Origin of the sequence: Nostoc sp. (assembly GCF_036918015.1) — a bacterium.
GTDB lineage: Bacteria > Cyanobacteriota > Cyanobacteriia > Cyanobacteriales > Nostocaceae > Nostoc.
The window spans coordinates 1-16486 of the sequence record NZ_JBALEO010000052.1 but is presented as its reverse complement, the minus strand read 5'-3'; the positions used below and the strand labels follow the sequence as shown (position 1 = coordinate 16486).

Sequence of the window (16486 nt, the reverse complement as noted above, 5' to 3'; positions counted from 1 at the left end):
TAGTTTGACTTATTTGTTCCTAAGACAATACCGATGCTTGTACTGATAACCACTTCCGAATCATTAAACCTCTTGCAAAAGTCCTTAACACCCCACCCCCAACCCCTCCCCGCAAGCGGGGAGGGGAGACAAGGCGTAGCTTTGGCGGGGTGGGGTTCTTTCTTATTTTTGATTTATGCAAGAGGTCTATTAAGTATCAATGGTGTTTGAAAATCTTTTAGAATCGGCTCAGTAAATTGAATAGCTTTTTCAATACCAGAAATACCTTCCAGGAGAATTACGAATTCGTCACCACCGATTAGGGGACGGTTGAGGACACCCATACCACAAGAAAATTTGGGATTTTTTTTATTTGGAAGTCGCGAAAGAGGTTTTTCAGGAACTTTACCCTTTGTCGGCTAATCTTAGTGCCAGTCCCCCATACTCAATATTGCGATCTAAGATTATTGGGTATTCTATAATTTGCGATCGCCACTATACGGATGATTGAAGTTGAACATCTGAGTAAAATATACGGCTCTACCCCAGCGATTACTGATGTCACTTTTAGCGTCGAACCTGGGGAGATTTTAGGATTGTTGGGCCCCAATGGCGCTGGAAAAACCACAACCATGCGGATTCTGGCTGGTTATTTACCGGCAACTAATGGAAATGCCCGGATTGCTGGTTATGATGTCCATGAAAATTCCCTGGCTGTGCGCCAACGCATTGGTTATTTACCCGAAACACCGCCGTTATATCCAGATATGACGGTGGAGGGATTTTTGCATTTTGTCGCCCGAATTAAAGGAGTTTCAGCAGGCGATCGCCCCAATAAGGTGACAGCCGCCATCGAACGCTGCAACTTAGAAGATAAGCGAAAGGTAATTATCCGCAAACTCTCAAAAGGATACCGCCAAAGGGTCGGAATTGCTCAAGCGATCGTCCACGATCCCCCAGCGATTATTCTCGATGAACCCACAGTTGGACTCGATCCTCGACAAATAATTGAGGTGCGGAATTTAATTAAAAGCCTCGCTGGTAGTCACACAATTATTCTTTCCACGCACATTCTGCCAGAAGTGAGTATGACTTGTAGCCGCGTCGCCATCATCAATCGCGGTAAAGTGGTGGCAACTAATACACCAGAAAACCTAATGACTCAGTTGACAGGTGGTTCAGGGTATGAATTGGAAATAGAAGGAGAAGCTGCCCTAGCGAAACAGGTATTGCAAAAAGTCGCGGGTGTGAGCCTGATAGAATCAATTCCGACAGCCGGAATGCACGGACATCAACCCCAGGAAAACCGCGCTTATCTGCGGGTGATATCGCAACCAGGAAAAGAACCAGGACGCGATATTGCCACAACCTTAGTGCGTGCGGGATTCGGTTTACATGAACTGCGGCGGGTTAACGCCACCTTAGAAGATGTATTCTTGCAACTAACCACAGAAGAAAAGAATTTCGATCCTGAGGTAGACTTAGCAGCAGACAAAGAAGGAGAAGCAGCGTAAATGGGTATAGTGCTGAGTAATATTATTGCCATTTATCGCCGAGAGTTACAGAGTTATTTTGTATCGCCCTTAGCTTATGCGATCGCAGGCATATTTTGGTTCATCGCCGGGTTATTCTTCGTGATGATTTTGCTAGGGCCAGATGGCATTTTGGTAGGAGTTGCGGCAATAGATGCACAAGGGCAACAGCTGGGAGTACCAGTACCACCGATAGATGTCCCTTACGAATTTGTCCGAGCATTTTTGGATCGTATGGGATGGCTATTGTTGTTTATCCTGCCCATACTTTCGATGGGACTCTATGCCGAAGAACGGAAGCGCGGTACTTTAGAATTATTAGCCACCTCACCAATCACCAATTGGGCGGTAGCTGTAGGTAAATTATTGGGTGTGATAACATTTTTTATCACAATGGTTTTACCTATGCTAGTGTTGGAAGCGATCGCCATCAGCGGCTCAAATCCACGAATGACACCCTCAATTCCCTTGCTGGGTCATATTGGATTAATCTTACTAGCAGCAGCAATTTTATCTGTAGGAATGTTTATTTCTTCATTAACAGACAGCACAATTTTGTCTGCCGTTCTTACCTTTGCAGTAATCTTATTATTGTTATTGATTGATTTAATCGCTAAAATTGTCCCTGGCCCCGTAGGCGAAGCTTTAGGTTATCTATCGTTGCTGAAACATTACAACACTTTAATCCAAGGCATTTTTGATACTAGCGCTTTAATTTTATTTGCCAGTTACATTTTTTTGGGCATCTTTCTCACAGCTCAATCAATTGATGCATTGCGTTTTCAAAGGCAATAGTCATTCATTTGTCATTTGTCATTTGTCCTTGGTCACTTGTTATGAGTCATCTGGGACATTGCCAATTGAGTTTAGGTAGGAGTTTAATTTGGGTGCTAGTTCGTTAATGATTGTTTTGATTGCATTTATCTGTTCGGTAGTTAAAAGGTTACGAGTGTAAGCTCGTCTTAACCAATGTTGAGTTTCATTCAAAGAACCTCTTGCTATTTTGATAAAACGTCTATTTTCTTGAAAACTACCTCTTCCTACGCCTTCTGCTATATTGGCTCCAATACTATCTGCCGAACGAACAATCTGTTTACCAATAGTATCTTTTGCAAAAAAATTCCATCCTTCAACAATTTTCCAAATGTCATCTGCTAGTTGTTCTGATAACTGATAAACCTGTAATTCTTGGAAACGCTTTGTCGCCATTTATTCAGTTGCATTGCTTATCTTATTTTTGATTACTCAATTTTCGTCCATATATTTTTACTTGTCACTATTTTTAGACCAATACTCAATGACAAATGACCAATGACAAATGACAAATGACCAATGACAAATGACCAATGACAAATGACCAATGACCAATGACCAATGACCAATGACAAATGACAAATGACAAATGACAAATGACAAATGACAAATGACAAATGACAAATTATGAAAATAGTTGCAAAAAAGAAACTGTGGAAATATCTGTTTTGGTTGGGCCCATTCCTAATTACTGTCGGCTTAACAGTTGGATTAGTCTCTGAACAGTGGGGATTAATTCCATTAGTATTTCTGATTACGGGAATTGTTATTAGTGGGTTGGGGATAATATGGCAAAGCTACCAGAGTAACTGGTGGAACCGTCGTTCTACCCAAGCTGGGACTAATGCCCTAGTGGCAACTTTGGCAGTACTAGCAATTTTGGGATTGATTAACTTTTTGGGAACTCGCTATCACTTGCGGGTAGACTTAACAGAGGCTCAATTATTTACTCTTGCACCCCAGTCACGTGAATTAGTAAGAGTTTTACCACAGCCAGTTAAAGTGTGGGTATTTGATATTAACCAAAATCCCCAAGACCGAGAACTGCTAGAAAATTATCAGCGCCAAAGCTCAAAATTTAAATACGAGTATATCGACCCCCAAGCTAGACCAGGACTTGCAGAAAAGTTTGGTGTCAAAGATTATGGAGAAGTTTATTTAGAATCTGGGGATAAACGGCAATTAGTACAGACGATAAATGAAAATGAGCGATTATCAGAAATTAGATTAACTGGTCGTCTGCAACAACTAACAAATTCAACCACAGCCAAAGTTTACTTACTCCAAGGTCATGGCGAACGCCAACTTTCGCCTGGTAAAGATGCAATATCACAAGCCGTTCAGGGATTAGGCAATAAAAACTTTACAACATCACCTCTGAATTTAGGAGAAACTTCCAAAGTTCCTCAAGATGCGGCTGTAGTGATAGTAGCTGGCCCCAAACGAGGATTGTTTGAGGGTGAAGTCAAAGCTTTGCAAGAATATCTTAATCGCGGCGGTAACTTATTGCTGATGATTGATCCCAATACCGATCCCAAACTTAACAGCTTGCTACAAGAGTGGGGTGTTCGTCTGGATAATCGTTTAGCAGTCGATGTCTCTGGCGAAAGCGTCGTGGGACTTGGCCCTGCTGCGCCCTTAGTCACAGAATACGGACAACATCCGATTACCAAAGATTTCGGTAACGGCAATTCCTTTTATCCGATTGCCCGACCACTGGAAATTACCTCTGTGCCTGGTGTTCAGGCTACTCCACTGCTACGAACCAAACCCTACCCCAGCAGTTGGGCAGAAAGCGACCTCCAAAGCGAAAAATTAGAGTTTAATGCAGATAAAGACCTGAAAGGGCCTTTAACCTTGGGCGTTGCCTTAACAAGAAAACAAGCAGCTAAACCTGTTTCAACTCCTCAAGCTTCACCCACACCTTCACCTCTACCCTCACCAACCACCCAAAGCAAAACTAGCCCGACTCCTTCCCTTTCCACCAAGACCCCGCAAGCGTTACCCTCACCATCACCAACCACTCAAAGCAAGACTTCCCCCACTTCCCCCACTTCCCCCACTCCCCCTGCCTCCCCTGCCCCCGCTCCTTCCCCTACTCCGTCATCTCAAACAGCCAGCGAGTCTCGGTTAGTAGTTTTAGGAAATTCCGATTTCGCCACCGATGGTTTGTTTCAACAGCAATTAAATGGAGATGTATTCCTCAACTCAGTTACTTGGCTGAGTCAACAGGATCAGCAACCCCTTTCCATTCGCCCTAAAGAACCGAAAAATCGCCGGATAACCCTGACAAACACACAAGCTAATCTTTTAATATTGTCATCTCTGTTGCTTTTACCCTTAATTGGATTTGCGATCGCAGTTATTATTTGGTGGAAACGACGGTAAGAAGTGAGTTAGGAGTTAGGAGTTAGGAGTTATGAGTTAGGAGTTAGGAGTGACAAGTAAAGACTGGAGAAGAGTTTTTTCCATGCCCAATGACAAATGACAAATGATTAAAAAATGAAATTGCCACGAACGACTTTAATTTTAATACTGCTAGCGCTGGGTTTAGGTGGTTTTGTTTACTTCTATGAAATTCGGGGTGCAACTCAGCGAGAAGAAATTAAGGAGCAAAAGCAGAAAATTTTCTCTTTTGGTGAAGATGATGTGCAGTCTTTAACAGTCAAGACAAAAAAAATCATTCTGAATCTGGAACGCAACCCTGAATCTTCTAGTAAACCCAAGTGGTTAATCAAATCTCCAATATCAGGCCCAGCAAATGACGCTATTGTTTCTTATTTAATGGATTTGTTAGTCAAAGGTAATAGCGATCGCACTTTATCAACTCCAGCAAAAGAACTTGGAGAATTTGCCTTAGATCCACCCCAAGCAACTATTAATATCACCCTGAAAAACCGACAAAGCTATCAGTTGATTTTGGGTAAATCTAACTTTAACGGTCGTTTCTTGTATGCTCAAGCTGACCCTGCTATAAAACCCGATGGAAATACAAATGTGCTGTTAGTATCTACAGATTTTGCCAATGCCGTAAATCGGGAACTATCAGAGTGGAAACAACCTGTAGATAATAGTCAGAAGCTACCTGGACTCAGCACCCCTTTACCAACTCCGACAAATAGTAAATAAGCAATTACGGTTTCTGTGGTATGTTTCGGTAACGCACAGTGGATTAGCACATCTGTGCTACTCTACTTCAAATCTCACTAGTTTTTCTAAGTTACTATGACAAATCCGACAGCAACATTGCTGATTTCCTGCCCCGATCGAAGGGGACTGGTGGCGAAATTTGCCAATTTCATCTATTCTAATGGTGGTAATATTATCCATGCAGATCAGCACACAGATTTTGCTGCTGGGTTATTCCTCACGCGCATTGAATGGCAGTTAGATGGGTTTAATTTACCGCGAGAATTTATTGCCCCTGCATTTAATGCCATTGCTCAACCTTTAGGTGCTAAGTGGGAATTACGTTTTTCTGATACAGTCCCACGCATTGCTATTTGGGTAAGTCGCCAAGACCATTGTCTATTTGATTTGATTTGGCGACAACGTGCTAAAGAATTTGTTGCTGAAATTCCTTTAATTATTAGTAACCATTCTAATTTAAAGGGAGTTGCAGAGCAATTTAATATTGACTTTCAGCACATTCCCATCACTAAAGATAATAAATCAGAACAAGAAGCCCAACAACTAGAATTACTCCGTCAGTACAAAATAGATTTAGTTGTATTGGCGAAATATATGCAGATTGTTAGTGCAGATTTTATTAATCAATTTCCGCAAATTATTAATATACATCATTCGTTTTTACCAGCTTTTATCGGAGCCAATCCTTATCACCGTGCTTTTGAACGGGGTGTGAAAATTATTGGTGCAACGGCGCATTATGCCACTGCTGATTTAGATGCAGGGCCAATTATTGAACAGGATGTGGTGCGAGTTAGCCACCGTGATGAAGTTGATGATTTGGTGAGAAAAGGCAAAGATTTGGAGAGAATTGTATTAGCAAGAGCGGTGCGATCGCACTTACAAAATCGTATATTAGTATATGGTAATAGAACAGTAGTCTTTGAGTGATTGATTTTATATCCGAACGAATGTAATTAGCGGTTATACAAACAAAGTCCGCATAGACGGACTTTATAAAAATAGTTATTCCCAGAATTGCTGTAGCTGTTTTAGTTAGCTGAAACTGCCTCTGTCTCTGTTTTATCTTTCGATTCATCTCTAATGTTTAAGCGGGTCTATAAATATATCAGGAAATGGGGCATGATAATTCATCATATCTTTTGCCAGCTAATTGAGTTAGACTGGTTTTTGATTTTCTCCCTTTTGTGATTGATTTATTCAAAGCAGCATTTGATTTATGAGCCTTACGGACTTTGTTGGACTACCAGATGTTCGAGCTAGATTTAAAGCAGAATTCTCCAAGCCAAAGCTTGATATCAAACAAGAATTATTGGCTGCTGCACCTTTAGGTAGTAATGTCCGTCTGGTGGGAACGGCATTTGATTATTTATTACGTTTCTATATCAAGTATCAAAATCCTCACGCTCAGGAAAGAGGATGGATTGCTGAGTATGCATTGCATCACTTTAGTCGTAGGGGTCAAACTCATTTGTTTAACCAAGCGAAAAGAGTTATCGACCAAGCCCATAACTATTACCAAGAATTCTTGCTCAATGGACAATTCACAAATGAGTTGCTCCAATCAGCCCTATTGCTAGGAAGGCTAGATGCAGTTAGGCGGGTGGGTTATATTCATGAAACGTGGGGAGCTATTAATGAGCAAGATATTCAGGATTTGCGAAATTTAGTCCAGTTATTAAAGCCTGAGCTTTTTAAGTGTTCGGGAAAAATAATTATGAATCCTAGTTGGGGCGAAGCTGCCCTTTTAGTGCGTGGAGCCGATGGCGATTTAATTGTTGATGATTTGCTGGTGGATTTTAAGACAGTTAAGGAACTTAAGCTGGAACGCAGCAATTTTGATCAGTTGATGGGTTACTATACTTTGTCGGTGATTGAGCAAAAACTCGAAGAGGATGCTATTGAGTTAAAATGTTTAGGTATATACTTTTCGCGTTTTGGGGTGCTTTATCAAATCAATGTCGAAGATGTAGTTAATTTTGAAACTTTCCCCAAATTCCTAGAATGGTTTATCGCAAGAGCGCGAGAATATAGTGGTTGTACGCTAATTTAGCTAAACGGTTGGCGCAATCGCAAGCTTGTTTTGAGGTGAGAGTAAAAAATCTAGTTGCTCACCAATACCGTTGCCAAAATAAGAGCATGAAGAGGTAGGGCGTTTCGTAGTAGAGTTATTGTCTTGCTGTAATTGTAGAAGCGATCGCACTTTACGAAAATCTCCTTGAACAGCAGGAAAAGGCTCACAGTGAAACTCTGGAACAACGTGAGGCTGAAAAGACGTGGATTTACCAAAAGCGTGAAGAACTTAAGCAAGTACAGAATGGGCTGGAAATCATTCTCAGTAAATGCAGCCTTGTTTAATCACATTCCTTTCTTAGCTAATCTCGCCTCATAATAAAGAAAGATTAAGCAGATACTCAGAAAACTCTCAATGAGCCAAACTAGCCTAAATTTAGTTGCAATATCTATCTTTCTCATGACCCTATCGGTATTGGTGGGGCCATTCTTAAACATATCACCGGCAGTACCAGCACTTGCTACTTTCACCATTTTAGGCATCGCGACATTAGATAGCTTCAGCCTACAAGGCAAGGGTGGTACTATCTTTGTAGATTGGATTGCTGGTTTTTCAAAAGAACACCGCGATCGCATCGTCCATCATGAAGCAGGACATTTCTTGGTTGCTTACCTATTGGGCATTCCCGTAACTGGCTACACACTCAGCGCTTGGGAAGCCTGGAAACAGGGGCAACCTGGCCAAGGCGGCGTTAGCTTTGATGATGGCGAATTAGCATCTCAATTAGAAGTAGGTAAAATCAGCGCCCAAATGCTAGACCGCTACTGCACTGTTTGGATGGCAGGTATTGCTGCTGAAACCCTAGTTTTTAATAATGCTGAGGGTGGAACTGATGATAAAAGCAAGCTGATAGGAGTCTTGACAATGTTAGGCTTTTCTGAATCAGTCTATCAGCAAAAACTGCGGTTTCATGCTCTCCAGGCAAAAACTCTACTGCAAGAAAATTGGTCTAGCTACGAGACTTTAGTTAGTGCCATGCGACAACGTACTTCGGTAGAAGATTGTCATGCTGAGTTAGGAGTAGGAAGTAGGGATTAGGGAGTTATTCAATATTGTTCGGCTAAGGCAAGAGACGCGAGAAATCTCCATCAAGAGGAAAGACTGACTATTGTAGAGACGGCGATTTATCGCGTCTTTGTGATGATTTATTCAACTCTGGCGCGGAGTGCAGGAGATGGAAAAAAATTTTCAAATCCAGCTTGTCGCTCAGTTAAAGATTCTAGAGCATCGTTCCAAAGACTTTCATAATAAAAGAAGGTTACGCCTAGACCGCGTTCTTGGGCAGCCCGCACCTGAGACTTAATTTGCTGCATAGGAACTGGGTTATTTCGTAACCCTGTCATAATGCCAACTCCAGTTGGAATTCTTTGTTGTGCTTCTTGAATTTCTGCGCGGGAAATATTTGCCACAAAACTTTTTAAATCCGGCCGATAAATCTGCACAATTAACTCGTCCACAATATTTTGTCGCATCCAACTCAGCCAATCTTGCAAGTGAAACTTGTAAGAAAAATCATAGTAATTAGGAGAAACAGAGAAAATCGCCTGGGGTCTTCTCTGCTTCACCGCTTGGTTAAGTTTTACCATGAATGCCGTAATCTTATCTGCCCGCCACTTTACCCATGCCGCATCTTGGGGATTTTTTGGGGGAGGATTTTTCGTTTCTTTGATATACAAAGCAACTGTATATTGGTCGTAACCAAATTCGTGAGGCAAACTCATGTGATCGTCAAACTGAATGCCATCGGCATCATATTGAGTAACAGTTTCTAGCACAAGATTGGTGATGAATTGTTGCACTTTTGGATGGAACGGATTGAGCCACATCACCTCACCAGCCGCACTATTTGAAGTTTGGCTACCATCCCGCTTTTGTGTGAACCAATCCGGGTAATTCATTGCAAGTTCTGAGGTTGGGGGAGCCATGAAACCAAACTCAAACCAGGGAATCACCAGCAATCCTTGGCGATGAGCTTGAGTAATGAGGTCTGCCAGAATATCATGTCCATCTGAACCTTTGTAGACAAAAGGTTGAATACCTGCACGTTGTGCTAAGGCACTGGGATACATCACATAGCCAGAATTCCACACCACAGGATAGATTGTGTTGAAGTTCATCCGTCGCAGTTGACTCACTGCATCCTGCACTTTGTCTCGATTTTTGAGGGTGTCAAAATCATTAGTGGTCATCCAAACCCCGCGAATTTCCTGACGGGGTATCTGTGCGATGGCGCTGAAGCGCCCACCTTCGGTGATCGCAGGGGTGAAACTGTCCACCAGCAATACCGTAACAAAGGATATTAAAATGAGAATGGGAAAAAGAGACTTAAGTAGTCGCCGCCAACTTTGGACAATAAAAAATGATTTCATAAATTTGAATGATGCATTAGCTACCCACACACGCCATTGCTTGTTTTTATAATTGAATCTACTAATCATCTAGTTTACAAGTATTTATGCTTACTACAGGATTGATTAGTTGGTAGTTGTTCGTTCCCTGCTTATGGAACTTTTGCACCAGAAAAACTAAAGCAGACAAATTAATATAGTTGACGCAGCTAATAAGCATTTGTGCCCAATAGATATTGGTATGGGGAATGGGTATTTAGCATCGACCCTGCGTCTTATGGGTGGACGAAATAGAGAAAGCCTTATCTGCTATGGGCGATAGCTCCGGTGTTTCCCAGATGATGATGGAAATTTTGGATGAGAAGATTACTCGTCGATAGGGTAGAAGCAATCTTTGACTAGTCAAAAAAACTCGTTCCAAGTTTCTAAGCTGTTGTGTCTTTAATTTTCCAGAGTATTCCTGTTGCAACAAGGGTTTCAAACCATAAAAAGTGCAAGTTATACGCGCAACAGCTTATCTAAAAAACCTATTCATCGTAGAACTGGTACTCAGCGCCAGCCACTCACTAGACTTCTTGCATGAATCAAAAGTCCTCACCCTAAATCCCTCTCCTAATTTTGGGAGAGGGACTTTGAAATTCGCTCCCCTTCTCCCAATTTTGGGAGAAGGGGTTGGGGGATATTGCAAGATTCCGCAGGGTGGGCAAATTTTGCATTTGTGCAAGAGGTCTATTTTTCCCATTATTAAGACTACTTAATTTTTAACCGAAAAGTATTGGGAATGTAATTGTCTATCCCACATTACTAACATCCTACTTTTCCTACTTTTCCTACCTTTCCTACTTTTAACGACTGTGCTAAAAATATTTTTAAATGCTTCTATAGTAGATTAAAGATATGCATTTAAAACCTTGTACTCCGAGAAGCTCACAATCTAAAATATATACTTTTTAGTTAGTAAAATTAGTTTTAAAATATATCTTTGGCTAGATAAATTATATTAGTTTTTAGTTTGGTTCCGTCAGTTAATGCTTTAAGCAAAGGTAGGAAAAGTAGGAAAAGTAGGATATTTTGTAATTTTGATTGACTTTATAATTAATACAGTATTAATATCCTGTTAGTTGATGAATATCAGTGATTTAGCTGATTTGCAGTCAACAACATCATTTTTTATATACATCAAAGAGGACTTATGGCTATTATCAACTTAGCTGAAAAGCAAGCTATAAACCAACTGGAAAAGATTAACAACCAGACTACTAATCAAGCTCTTGAATTGGGAGAAATTGAGATAGTCGAATTGGATGATGCTGATTTGCTGTCTGTTGCTGGAGGTATCCCAGGCGTAAAAGGCTTAACAGTAAGCGCAGGTAACGGAAAGGTAGACTTAGACGTTAAATAGAAGGCTTTAGGAAATAGCAGATTTAATAGTCTTCAATTAGAGGGGGTTCAACCTCCCTCTAATTACCTTCTGATTTGTTTAATACTAAAATAGAAAAGACTATGTAAGCAGAAAATATTGCCTCTATTTGCAAATATATAAATAGCTTATAAAAAATATTTTCATTATCAATAATTATAATTTTATTTTTATAGCTAAACTTAAGGATTTTAAAATTTAATAAGTAACCAAGAGGTTTTGATGTACACATTAATTAATATTAACAATTACGAAATAGCATCTTTCTATCAGTCATTTACCTTTAAGTTTTATCAGCCAAAATTGCAAGCTATAGAAGCACAAGACTCTATTGTGGCGATCGCAGCTAATTCTGACTTAGATAAACCGATAGGTTTAGCTCTAGCTGAGATTAAACAAGATGGGAAATCTGGCTGTGTACTCTCTATTTTTGTAGAAAAAAACTACCGTTCTCTAGGAATTGGTACAGCAATGCTCACTCGTTTGGAGAAAGAATTAGCGAGTAGAGGTTGTACAGAAATTATCTTAGACTATACAACTGGTAAGCCAACAACACCAGCCCTAGAACGTTTGCTCACCAAGTGCAGTTGGACACCTCCTCAGTTCAGATATTTAGTCTGTAAATCCAATGCAAGTCATATTTTTAATGCTCCCTGGATGCAGAAAGAATACCGCTTACCTACGACATTTTCTATTTTCCCTTGGATGGAAATTACGCCCTCTGAGCGGCAGGTAATTCAGCAAGAGCAGGAAGCAAGTTCCTGGATTGTTCCAAGTTTTCACGTTCCTTTTCAGCACGAAACTGAGGATTTAGAGCCATTAAATAGTCTGGGTTTGCGTTATAAAGGACAGGTAGTTGGATGGGTATTAACCCATCGGATTGCACCTGATACTATCCGCTATACTTCTATGTTTGTCAGGCAAGACTTGCAAAGAAGTGCTAGGGGTATTGCTCTATTTGTTAATGCAATTCGACTTCAAAACAGAGCTAAGATTCCTAATGGAATTTGTATTATAAACAACCAAAATATGCCAATGGTCGGTTTTATTAAAAAACGTGTGTTGCCGTACTTGACTTCTATTGAGGAGAATAAACGCTCGTTTAAATTATTGAGTAAACAAATTAAAACTGAGACAACCATCGCAAGCGAAGATGAAGGCGCTCTGCGTATTGCCCCAGGCCCATTAGGTAACGAAATCTTGGGAAGTTTGCCAGAATTTCAGAAAGACCCTCTATATTTTCTACTTAACAATAGACGCCAGTATGGAAATATATTTCGCTTCCAGATAGGAGCAGGTACGGTTTATTTAATCAGTCATCCTGAAGATATTAAATATGTTCTTCAAGATAACAGTAGAAATTACCACAAAGGCAAAGCCTACAAAAATTTAGAACCCTTTCTGGGTCAGGGATTGCTAACAAGCGAAGGCGAGAACTGGCGGCACGATCGCCGACTAATGCAACCAGCATTTCACCGCGATCGCATTGCCAATTTTTCTAAGATCATGACAGATGCTACCGAAGCAATGCTCGATAACTGGCGCTGTAGCTTTGAGGAAGGTGAAGAAATTAATGTAACAACAGAGATGATGCGCTTGACCTTAAGCATATTTTGCCAGACGTTTTTCAGTAGTGATATCAGCACTCAAGCAAGCGTTGTAGAAGAGGCGTTCAATGTTGTTTTCAAATATGCCAGTGACCGCATAAATGTATTTCTTACTACGCCACAAAATGTACCAACTAGAGATAATCTTCGGTTCGAGGAAGCAATAAACACTTTAGAGCAAGTTGTTTTTGGCTTGATTAATCAGCGACGGCAGTCTGGCAAAGACACTGGTGATTTACTGTCGATGCTAGTGTTTGCCCGTGATGAAGAAACTGGCGAGGGAATGAGCGATAAACAACTTCGAGATGAAGTTATGACAATTCTCCTTGCTGGATACGATGCGACCCTAAATGCCCTATCTTGGACTTGGTATTTGCTTTCCAAACATCCAGAAGTAGAGCGTCGCTTGTATGCTGAGTTAGACGAGGTACTCAAAGGTCGTGTCCCCACCGCATCAGACCTGAAGAACCTGAAATATACCAGCATGATGCTGAAAGAATCGATGCGGCTATATCCGCCTGTTTGGCAAATTGCACGCGAAGCGATCGCGGCTGATAAAATTGGTGGCTATGATATTCCTGCCGGTTCCACATTGATTCTCAGTCCTTATGTCACCCATCGCCATCCTGATTTTTGGCTAAACCCAGAAGGCTTTGACCCAGAGCGATTTGACCCAGAACGTTCTGTTAGTCGTCCGCAATATGCTTACTTCCCCTTTGGTGGTGGAGCGCGCACTTGTATTGGCAACAACTTTGCATTGATGCTAACCCAATTAATTATCGCTACCGTTTCCCAGCGCTACCAATTAGAACTTGTATCAGGACATCGAGTTGAGCCAGAAGCGATTACAGCACTGCGATCGCGCTATGGGATTTTGATGAACTTGCGGCAACGTGGCATCTGACTTTTCCCATGCTCCCCCTGCTCCCGATCTTCACATTCCCCTATGCCCGACCTGTGTCACAATAAAGAACTGTAATAAGAAAAATATTGTTAAGGTAATTTAGTGAGTCCAACTGCTCAATCCACGGCAATTGCGCGTCGCGTAGTATTTCCTTTTACGGCAATTGTGGGCCAGGAAGAAATGAAACTGGCGCTGCTATTGAACGTGATTGACCCCAAAATCGGGGGTGTAATGATTATGGGCGATCGCGGCACCGGGAAATCCACAACTATCCGGGCGCTGGCGGATCTGCTACCAGAAATTTCTGTGGTTGCTAATGACCCCTTCAGTAGCGATCCTAGCGACCCCGACTTGATGAGCGATGAAGTCCGCCAATTGTTAGAACAAGGAGCGGAAATTCCTGTAGCTCACAAAAAAGTCCAAATGGTAGACCTGCCACTAGGAGCTACAGAAGACCGAGTTTGTGGCACAATCGACATCGAGAAAGCTTTATCTGAAGGTGTCAAAGCTTTTGAACCGGGACTGCTGGCAAAGGCTAACCGGGGCATTCTCTATGTGGATGAAGTCAACTTACTAGATGACCACCTTGTAGACGTATTACTCGACTCCGCTGCCAGCGGATGGAACACTGTAGAACGGGAAGGCATTTCTATCCGTCACCCAGCGCGTTTCGTGCTTGTGGGTTCTGGAAACCCAGAAGAAGGCGAACTACGCCCCCAATTACTCGATCGCTTTGGGATGCACGCAGAAATTCACACAGTCAAAGAACCAGCTTTGCGGGTGCAAATCGTGGAACAACGGGCGGATTTTGACCAAAACCCGCCAGTATTTCTTGAAAATTATAAATCCCAGCAAGAAGCATTACAACAGCAAATTGTCAATGCTCAACAGCTTTTGCCAGAAGTGAAAATTGACTACGATCTGCGGGTGAAAATTTCTGAAGTCTGTTCAGAACTGGATGTGGATGGTTTGCGGGGTGACATTGTTAGTAACCGCGCCGCCAAAGCCTTAACAGCTTATGAAGGACGCACTGAAGTTACAGTTGATGATATCCATCGCGTAATTACGCTATGTTTGCGTCACAGACTGCGGAAAGACCCTTTAGAATCGATTGATTCTGGCTACAAAGTCGCCAAAGTTTTTAGCCGCGTCTTTGGCGTTGAACTACCAGAAAGTGATACTGCACAAAAGAACGGCACAGGTCAAAAGTTAGGAGCTAGGGGTTAAAAGTTAGGAGCGGAGCCGGAAACGCTCCGCCTCCAGTGAAGAATTAATAGTTAAGAGTTTTGAATGGAAAGCTGCTTCATATCTCACAACTTTAATTCCTCAATCAGCACTGACTATATATAACTCCTAACTCCTAACTCTTAACTCCTAACTCCTAACTCAGTACTGAAATATGAGATTTTGGTCTTTTTGGTTCAACAGCTTTGTTCTATCTAGCCAATACAACCCGCCCAGGTTTGTAGAATTATTGATGCTCTTATTAGCGATCGCCATGCTGGCAATAGCCAGTATTTTACCCGATATACCCTATTTAATCTTAGGCTTGAGCTTAGTAGTGGGGGCATCTATTTCTATCTTAGTGCGGGAAGCGATCGCCCCCTCACCCCAGACGCGAATTACCCAACTAACAGCATCCCTATTACTCATCATCAGCCTATATGGCTTTGCTGATTTAATGTACACTCTTTAAAATTTAATTAATCAGTTAGGAGTTATGAGTGAGAAATTAATTAATAACTCCTAACTCCTAACTTTTGCATTTACCAATTCTGCATTTCCACCAATTCCATACACAACTCAATAGGATGATTGTTGAATAAGCACTTCAGGCAATTATTATCCTTTAGCTACTCATCGGCTACTCAATTAAGTGTGAAATCTTTTATTTTTAGCGATCGCAAGCAGCGATCGCGCTACTCAAATGCTACTCATATTTGTAGTGGTGACTCTTAATCTATTGGTTGCGGGTTCGATTCCCTCGTCACCCACTCTTTCTAGCCCTTCATGTACATTAACTAATTATTTGTCACTGTTAACAGATTATTGTCACTTTTCACTAATTAATGTCATTGTTAACAGATTAATATCCTCTTTGAGAAATTAATGACACTTTAAAGAACTAGGATGTAACTTTCCTATAATATTATTCCACCCATATCTCACTTTTAGGTGATTGCGATACTTTAAAAAAACCGTCTAAAATGCTTTTGCAAGATACCCACAGTTGGCAATTGCAGGAAGAATCCATAACGTACTGTGCGTTTAATCTCACCTTGTTAGAAAATATTTTTTTGTCCAAAACATTGACGACCAATAGATTAAGAGTCCTTTCAATCCACCCTTTTTAACAAAACTTTTGTAGCTAATCTGAAAAATAAGATATAAATTTTTTAACCCATCTCTATCCGAAGGGTTGTTGAAATCGGTCTTCACTTCCGAATCTGATTGCGAATAACTTTTTTCAACTTGTCTCAAGCCAAGCTAGAAGGTGTGTTGAAACCGTGATGGGCAAGTAACAACTGGTGGTAGTATGTGAACTTTCAACCCGCCTCTAGCTGGCTATCCATTATAAACATCTTTCTTAATCAGAAAATTGACAAAAAAGAGAAGTTGTGTATAAGGGTGGAAGTCAAAAAATCACCAGTGAGTGGAG

The 16486-nt window shown here is 41.2% G+C and carries 14 protein-coding genes; 11 read left to right on the top strand and 3 right to left on the bottom strand.

Translation table 11 applies throughout. The features are described from left to right. Positions 1–173: 173 nt before the first annotated feature. Positions 174–323 carry a hypothetical protein gene (locus tag V7K61_RS12125; protein ID WP_335053546.1) on the bottom strand — a complete coding sequence of 50 codons (150 nt, stop codon included), beginning with the start codon at positions 321–323 and terminating at the stop codon, positions 174–176. Positions 324–482: 159 nt separating this feature from the next. Between V7K61_RS12125 and V7K61_RS12120 the strand changes: the two genes are divergently transcribed. Further along, the gene (locus tag V7K61_RS12120; RefSeq protein WP_335053545.1) at positions 483–1493 is read left to right on the top strand and encodes an ABC transporter ATP-binding protein; all 1011 of its coding nucleotides are present in this window, start codon (positions 483–485) and stop codon (positions 1491–1493) included. Continuing rightward, positions 1494–2306, top strand: coding sequence for an ABC transporter permease (locus V7K61_RS12115; protein ID WP_335053544.1), 813 nt, complete (start codon positions 1494–1496; stop codon positions 2304–2306). Between the two features lie 39 nt (positions 2307–2345). Here the strand turns inward: V7K61_RS12115 and V7K61_RS12110 are convergent, their stop codons facing one another. Beyond that, entirely contained in the window at positions 2346–2720 is a 375-nt protein-coding gene (locus V7K61_RS12110; protein ID WP_335053543.1) for a four helix bundle protein, read from the bottom strand. Positions 2721–2951: 231 nt separating this feature from the next. On the opposite strand from V7K61_RS12110, the gene V7K61_RS12105 reads away from it, so the two are divergent. From V7K61_RS12105 to V7K61_RS12085, 5 genes are all read left to right on the top strand, one after another. Continuing rightward, positions 2952–4712, top strand: a complete 1761-nt coding sequence (locus tag V7K61_RS12105) for a GldG family protein (protein ID WP_335053542.1) — start codon at positions 2952–2954, stop codon at positions 4710–4712. A 114-nt stretch (positions 4713–4826) separates the two neighbouring features. Continuing rightward, on the top strand, positions 4827–5453 hold the full coding sequence (locus V7K61_RS12100; RefSeq protein WP_335053541.1) for a DUF4340 domain-containing protein: 627 nt from the start codon (positions 4827–4829) through the stop codon (positions 5451–5453). 96 nt (positions 5454–5549) lie between these two features. Continuing rightward, the gene (gene purU, locus V7K61_RS12095) at positions 5550–6404 is read left to right on the top strand and encodes a formyltetrahydrofolate deformylase (protein ID WP_335053540.1); all 855 of its coding nucleotides are present in this window, start codon (positions 5550–5552) and stop codon (positions 6402–6404) included. 289 nt (positions 6405–6693) lie between these two features. Continuing rightward, positions 6694–7527, top strand: coding sequence for a hypothetical protein (locus tag V7K61_RS12090; protein WP_335053539.1), 834 nt, complete (start codon positions 6694–6696; stop codon positions 7525–7527). Positions 7528–7902: 375 nt separating this feature from the next. After that, positions 7903–8586: an ATP-dependent Zn protease gene (locus V7K61_RS12085; protein ID WP_335053538.1), complete on the top strand. Its 684-nt coding sequence runs from the start codon at positions 7903–7905 to the stop codon at positions 8584–8586. 107 nt (positions 8587–8693) lie between these two features. Here the strand turns inward: V7K61_RS12085 and V7K61_RS12080 are convergent, their stop codons facing one another. Then, positions 8694–9986, bottom strand: a complete 1293-nt coding sequence (locus V7K61_RS12080) for a glycoside hydrolase family 10 protein (protein WP_335053537.1) — start codon at positions 9984–9986, stop codon at positions 8694–8696. Positions 9987–11088: 1102 nt separating this feature from the next. On the opposite strand from V7K61_RS12080, the gene V7K61_RS12075 reads away from it, so the two are divergent. From V7K61_RS12075 to V7K61_RS12060, 4 genes are all read left to right on the top strand, one after another. Next, on the top strand, positions 11089–11298 hold the full coding sequence (locus V7K61_RS12075; protein WP_335053536.1) for a hypothetical protein: 210 nt from the start codon (positions 11089–11091) through the stop codon (positions 11296–11298). Positions 11299–11538: 240 nt separating this feature from the next. Continuing rightward, entirely contained in the window at positions 11539–13827 is a 2289-nt protein-coding gene (locus V7K61_RS12070) for a cytochrome P450 (protein ID WP_335053535.1), read from the top strand. Between the two features lie 102 nt (positions 13828–13929). Next, positions 13930–15054, top strand: a complete 1125-nt coding sequence (gene bchI, locus V7K61_RS12065) for a magnesium chelatase ATPase subunit I (RefSeq protein WP_335053534.1) — start codon at positions 13930–13932, stop codon at positions 15052–15054. A 172-nt stretch (positions 15055–15226) separates the two neighbouring features. Next, positions 15227–15523, top strand: a complete 297-nt coding sequence (locus tag V7K61_RS12060) for a hypothetical protein (protein WP_094348316.1) — start codon at positions 15227–15229, stop codon at positions 15521–15523. The last annotated feature ends 963 nt before the right edge of the window (positions 15524–16486 follow it).

Bases quoted from the DNA above. Each gene is read 5' to 3' on its own strand.
- V7K61_RS12125 (WP_335053546.1), bottom strand. From the start codon at position 323: ATGGGTGTCCTCAACCGTCCCCTAATCGGTGGTGACGAATTCGTAATT.
- V7K61_RS12120 (WP_335053545.1), top strand. From the start codon at position 483: ATGATTGAAGTTGAACATCTGAGTAAAATATACGGCTCTACCCCAGCG.
- V7K61_RS12115 (WP_335053544.1), top strand. From the start codon at position 1,494: ATGGGTATAGTGCTGAGTAATATTATTGCCATTTATCGCCGAGAGTTA.
- V7K61_RS12110 (WP_335053543.1), bottom strand. From the start codon at position 2,720: ATGGCGACAAAGCGTTTCCAAGAATTACAGGTTTATCAGTTATCAGAA.
- V7K61_RS12105 (WP_335053542.1), top strand. From the start codon at position 2,952: ATGAAAATAGTTGCAAAAAAGAAACTGTGGAAATATCTGTTTTGGTTG.
- V7K61_RS12100 (WP_335053541.1), top strand. From the start codon at position 4,827: ATGAAATTGCCACGAACGACTTTAATTTTAATACTGCTAGCGCTGGGT.
- purU (WP_335053540.1), top strand. From the start codon at position 5,550: ATGACAAATCCGACAGCAACATTGCTGATTTCCTGCCCCGATCGAAGG.
- V7K61_RS12090 (WP_335053539.1), top strand. From the start codon at position 6,694: ATGAGCCTTACGGACTTTGTTGGACTACCAGATGTTCGAGCTAGATTT.
- V7K61_RS12085 (WP_335053538.1), top strand. From the start codon at position 7,903: ATGAGCCAAACTAGCCTAAATTTAGTTGCAATATCTATCTTTCTCATG.
- V7K61_RS12080 (WP_335053537.1), bottom strand. From the start codon at position 9,986: ATGATTAGTAGATTCAATTATAAAAACAAGCAATGGCGTGTGTGGGTA.
- V7K61_RS12075 (WP_335053536.1), top strand. From the start codon at position 11,089: ATGGCTATTATCAACTTAGCTGAAAAGCAAGCTATAAACCAACTGGAA.
- V7K61_RS12070 (WP_335053535.1), top strand. From the start codon at position 11,539: ATGTACACATTAATTAATATTAACAATTACGAAATAGCATCTTTCTAT.
- V7K61_RS12060 (WP_094348316.1), top strand. From the start codon at position 15,227: ATGAGATTTTGGTCTTTTTGGTTCAACAGCTTTGTTCTATCTAGCCAA.